We start from the raw sequence: 5171 nt of genomic DNA on the forward strand, positions 1-5171 counted from the left end.
AGCAGCGTCGCCGCCCTCGTTGAAAGCCATATAGACCCCAACTACCAAAACTGTCAACGAACTTTCACAAAAAATCGCAAAGTTTCTTTCCACAGCAAAACCAAAGCAATTTTATCAATCCTTAACCAACACAAACAGCCCGATTCTGTCGCCATATACATAAGTACATTCGAAGTCCTCCCCCCGCTCTTCTCCGTGGACAGCGCTGCGCTAGATATCTGCAGTGGATCAGGGACAAAAAGTGGGAAAGCTAAACGGGATAATCCGTGAAAGAGAGATGTGAAGGGAGGAAATCATGCCAAATATTATTCGCCTGCACCGCATCATCGCAGCAAAGCCCGAAAAAGTCTTTCGGGCATTCATTGAACCAGACGCGATTGCAAGCTGGGTACCGCCTTACGGGTTCTTATGTACGGTGCATGAACTGAATGCAGAAGTTGGCGGCAATCACAAAATGTCGTTCCGCAATTTTACAACGGGTGAGTCGCATTCCTTTGGTGGCATTTATATAGAACTCGTTCCCGGAGAGCGGCTCGTCTATACTGACAAGTTCGACGATCCCAACATGCCCGGCGAGATAAAAGTGACTGTCGATCTGGCAGCTGTATCTGTTGGAACTGAAGTCACGATCATTCAGGAAGGCGTTCCGGATATTATTCCGCTTGAGGCCTGTTATCTCGGCTGGCAGGATTCACTTGATAAACTTAGAAAACTGGTCGAGCCTGAAATCAATCAATAAATACACCCTGTATAAAACAATGCCGCCGAATCTGAAAAAGATGCGGCGGCATAAGTTTGGAAGTTAAACGTGTATTATTCCCACTCAATCGTGCCCGGAGGCTTCGAGGTCACGTCGTAGACCACACGATTGATACCGCGAACTTCATTGATGATGCGGGTCGCCGCATTACCAAGGAAGTTCATGTCGTAGTGGTAGAAATCGGCAGTCATACCGTCAACTGAAGTCACTGCACGCAGGGCACAGACGAATTCGTAAGTACGACCATCGCCCATCACGCCTACGGTCTGAACCGGAAGCAGAACGGCGAAAGCTTGCCAGATTGCATCGTACAGACCAGCCTTGCGGATTTCATCTAGATAAATCGCATCGGCTTCGCGCAGGATTTCGAGCTTCTCGCGCGTGATGCCGCCCGGGCAACGGATCGCAAGACCCGGACCAGGGAACGGATGACGTCCAATGAAGCTGTCAGGCAGACCAAGTTCCTTGCCCAATACGCGTACTTCATCCTTGAAGAGTTCGCGTAACGGCTCGACCAGCTGCATATTCATGCGTTCTGGCAAACCGCCGACATTGTGGTGTGACTTGATTGTGACAGAAGGACCGCCCGTGAACGAAACGCTTTCAATAACGTCCGGATAAAGCGTGCCCTGCGCTAGGAAATCTGCGCCGCCCAGCTTGTTGGCTTCTTCTTCAAAAACTTCGATGAAAAGACGACCGATGGTCTTGCGCTTCTTTTCCGGGTCGTTTTCGCCTTCAAGAGCTTCAATGAAGCGGTCCTGCGCATTCACGAGAATGAGCGGCAGATTGTAATGTTCTTTGAACATCGCGACCACATCGGCAGCTTCGTTCTTGCGCATTAAACCATGATCAACAAGGATACAGGTCAGCTGATCGCCAACGGCTTCATGAATCAGAAGAGCGGCAACAGAGGAATCAACGCCGCCGGATAATGCACAGATAACCTTGCCCTTGCCGACCTGCTTGCGAATGGCTTCAACAGCCTGTTCGCGATAGGCAGACATTGTCCAGTCTGGCTTGATACCGACGATGTTGTGAACGAAATTCTGAATAAGCTTTGCACCATCAGGTGTGTGCACGACTTCCGGATGGAACTGAACCGCGAAATATTTGCGTTTCTCATCTGAAATGGCTGCAAAAGGCGCATTTGGCGAAGTGCCGATAACCTTGAAGCCTTCAGGAAGCGCGGTAACGCGATCACCGTGGCTCATCCAAACCTGATGACGGGTGCCCTTTGCCCAGACGCCAGCAAACAATGCACTGTCTTCTTGCACTTCAAGGAAAGCACGACCGAACTCACGATCATGACCGCTTTCGACCTTGCCACCCAGCTGGGCGCACATGGTCTGCTCGCCATAGCAGATACCGAGAACTGGAATTCCAGTCTCGAAAATCGCCTGTGGCGCGCGCGGGCTGCCAATGTCCGTTGTCGAGTGTGGGCTACCCGACAAAATTACCGCCTTTGGATTGATGCGCTTATAGGCATCTTCCGCAGACTGAAACGGAACGATCTCGGAATAAACTCCGGCCTCACGTACACGGCGCGCAATAAGCTGCGTGACCTGGCTGCCAAAGTCGACGATAAGGATAGTGTCAGGATTTGCTGTGGTGCTCATGCCGAGCATCTAGATAAAAAGCGGCAAAAATGCAATGGACGAAGTGCCACGTTTCAACAAACAAACGAAGAAACTTGCCCTATACTGACACATCCTTGTCAGGAAGTGTCAGTGCGCCAGCAACAATGGCCGCTTCGAGTGCCTCAACGGCAGTCGCGAGCTTTTCATCGATGACGTCCAAAAACTCGGTCCAATCATCAACATGACGCAACTCACGCGCACCATCTGAAATGCCACGCAGGCCGATCAGATCAACGCCATGCGCCTGACACGCACGCAGACACGCATAGGTCTCCATATCAACCATATCGGCTTCGATGACTTCATAGGCTTTGCCAGACACGATATTCGCACCAGTCGAAAGAGATGCACGCGGTAGACCCGGAATAATGCACGACATGTCGACGACTTTAGGCAAATCGAGAAACGGTGTGCAGCCTTTTTCAAATCCCAAAGGCGACGCGTCCATATCGCGATAGCTAACAGATGAAACCTGAAACACCTCTGTTTGAGGCAGGCGAGCCGATCCAGCAGAGCCGATTGACACTACAATGTCTGGCAGTTCGCCTTGTTGTTCAAAGACCGTCAGAATACGCATCAGATTGATTGCTGCTTCCACCGGCCCAACGCCAATCATCAGTGGCAAAAAGAGCGAACTCAAATAAGGACCATATTCCGCTTCCGTCGCCATGACGTAAAGAAGACGTTTGCCTGCAATGGTTTTGATCATCTCTGTCGCCCCTTGACCCTGCGCAACCACCATGTCTGCGTTGCTCGCGAATAACAGCTTCTGCTCGACAGCAACAAATTTTGCCCAATACGAGCAATATACTTCTACTCCGACGTTTTGAACTTATCAGAGCGGATAGCAACCACACTCGTCGGGGAAAACAAAGTGATCACAGGCGCGTTGTAGCCAGCCAATTCCAGCAAAATCTACAGCGCGCCAACATACGTAGTATGCTTCATAATTACGGCGCCTGTCTAGCGCCGTAATTATGATTTATTCTTATAAGGCGCAAAGTATCTCATCTGTTTAACTTTAAAACAGAAATACACCGACACATCCGCATCTGGACTTAAGTATTTCTATGCAGAACACTCACATAAAAACCATCCGTATCAGTCGACAACGGTGAAAACACACTGCCGCGAGCCGGAAAAACAGGTGAAATCACACCAGCATCAGGAACAATTGACTGCCAGAGGTGTTGTGGATCTGCTTCAGAGAAATTGCTGTTTTCACCAAGAAAGCGTTCCACCTGCCGCGTATTTTCTTCCGCAAAAAGCGAGCATGTCACGTAAACCAGTCGTCCGCCGGGTTTGACATAATGCTTTGCCGCATCCAGAACTTCCTTCTGGTCCTGCACGCGACGTTCAAGCTGCTGCTCATTCAGACGCCATTTTGCATCAGGTCTACGCCGCCAAGTACCAGAGCCTGTGCAAGGGGCATCCGTGAGAACGAGATCCATACGTTCAATCAACGGCGCCAACGCATCCAGGTTTCCATGGATCTGCGTATTGCGAACGCCTGCCCTCTGCAAACGATCATGCATCGGTGAGAGGCGCGCGCGCTCTGCATCATAAGCGTGAACCTGCCCACTGTTTCCCATGGCTGCGGCCAGAGCCAGCGTCTTACCGCCTGCACCAGCACAATAATCCAACACTTGTTCGCCGGATTTCGCACCAGCAAACAAAGCGGCAAGTTGCGAGCCCAAATCCTGCACCTCAAACCAGCCGTCTAAAAACGACTGATCGGTTTGCACATTTGGATGACGACCAAGCGCTTCAATCGGAGGGATACGCAAAGCCTGATCAAGCAACGGTGCTTTACCAACGCCCGCCTTTTCTAATGCTTCAATAACCGCTTCGGGTTTTGCCTTGAGCAGGTTAACGCGAAGATCAACAGGCGGACGTGTCGAAAGAGCCTCAGCCTCACTCACCCAGCGATCACCAAACTGGGCTTCAAGCGAAGGAACACACCATTCTGGCACATCGGCGCGAATATATTCAGGAGCATCCCCGACATCACGGTTTGCCCATGCTTCGCGTGGTCCTGCACTCAGCGCTTCAGGAGCAAATTTATCGCCGTCGAGCGCTGTATCAATGGCTGCGAAATCCAAGCCGCCTTCGGATACCAACGCCCCATAGGCCAATGCGCGCGCATCATCGCTATCCATACGCCATGCGATAGACAATTTGCGGCGCAGTGCATCATAAACAATATTGCCAATCACCGCGCGATCACCCGCACCGGCAAAGCGATGCGATGCACCCCAATCCTTCAGTGCGTCGGAAGCCGGGCGTTTACCCGCTTCAATATCGTTTAAAACCTCTATCGCCGCCTGAAGGCGTCCGCCAAGCCGCATTTCTGCTCCTTCATATTTATCACGTCGGGCATAGCCTTCCTTGATGGGAAAAGGCAATCAGCAAATCAGTTGCAGCGGATTTAAAGTCTTAGTGAAAAGCAAAAAGCCGGAGCGGGGGCATCCGGCTTTTCACAAAATGAAGAAAATGGGCGGTTATTCCGCTGCATCCACTTCCTCATTAACAGCAATCGTATTGGCCTGATATCCATGGGCGTTATGCAATGCCTTGCGAACGCCAGCTTCATACTCTGGATGAACCAGCTTGAAGTGTGCCAGCTGACGTTCGACGATAAAGCCCGGCACCCCACCCATTGCGGCTGCAATGTTTGAAAACAGGCGCGCCTTCTGGCCGTCATCAAACAGGTTGAACAGTGCGCGCGGCTGCGAATAATCGTCATTACCAATGCGATGATTGTAGCGATCTGC

The 5171-nt window shown here is 51.2% G+C and carries 5 protein-coding genes; 1 reads left to right on the forward strand and 4 read right to left on the reverse strand.

Annotated elements, in window-relative coordinates; translation table 11 throughout:
• Positions 1-295 precede the first annotated feature (295 nt).
• Positions 296-739 carry an SRPBCC family protein gene (locus J2782_RS22680; protein ID WP_310016413.1) on the forward strand — a complete coding sequence of 148 codons (444 nt, stop codon included), beginning with the start codon at positions 296-298 and terminating at the stop codon, positions 737-739.
• Positions 740-813: 74 nt separating this feature from the next.
• Here the strand turns inward: J2782_RS22680 and guaA are convergent, their stop codons facing one another.
• From guaA to J2782_RS22700, 4 genes are all read right to left on the reverse strand, one after another.
• Positions 814-2376, reverse strand: a complete 1563-nt coding sequence (gene guaA, locus J2782_RS22685; RefSeq protein ID WP_310016416.1) for a glutamine-hydrolyzing GMP synthase — start codon at positions 2374-2376, stop codon at positions 814-816.
• Positions 2377-2455: 79 nt separating this feature from the next.
• Positions 2456-3106: a 5'-methylthioadenosine/S-adenosylhomocysteine nucleosidase gene (locus J2782_RS22690; RefSeq protein ID WP_310016419.1), complete on the reverse strand. Its 651-nt coding sequence runs from the start codon at positions 3104-3106 to the stop codon at positions 2456-2458.
• Between the two features lie 349 nt (positions 3107-3455).
• Positions 3456-4745 (reverse strand): RsmB/NOP family class I SAM-dependent RNA methyltransferase, encoded by a 1290-nt coding sequence (locus J2782_RS22695; protein ID WP_310016422.1) that lies wholly within the window; start codon positions 4743-4745, stop codon positions 3456-3458.
• A gap of 153 nt (positions 4746-4898) precedes the next feature.
• Positions 4899-5171: catalase-related domain-containing protein (locus J2782_RS22700; protein ID WP_310016420.1), on the reverse strand; the 273-nt coding region annotated here is incomplete at its 5' end.

It is taken from the genome of Brucella pseudogrignonensis (assembly GCF_031454375.1).
Taxonomy (GTDB): domain Bacteria; phylum Pseudomonadota; class Alphaproteobacteria; order Rhizobiales; family Rhizobiaceae; genus Brucella; species Brucella pseudogrignonensis_A.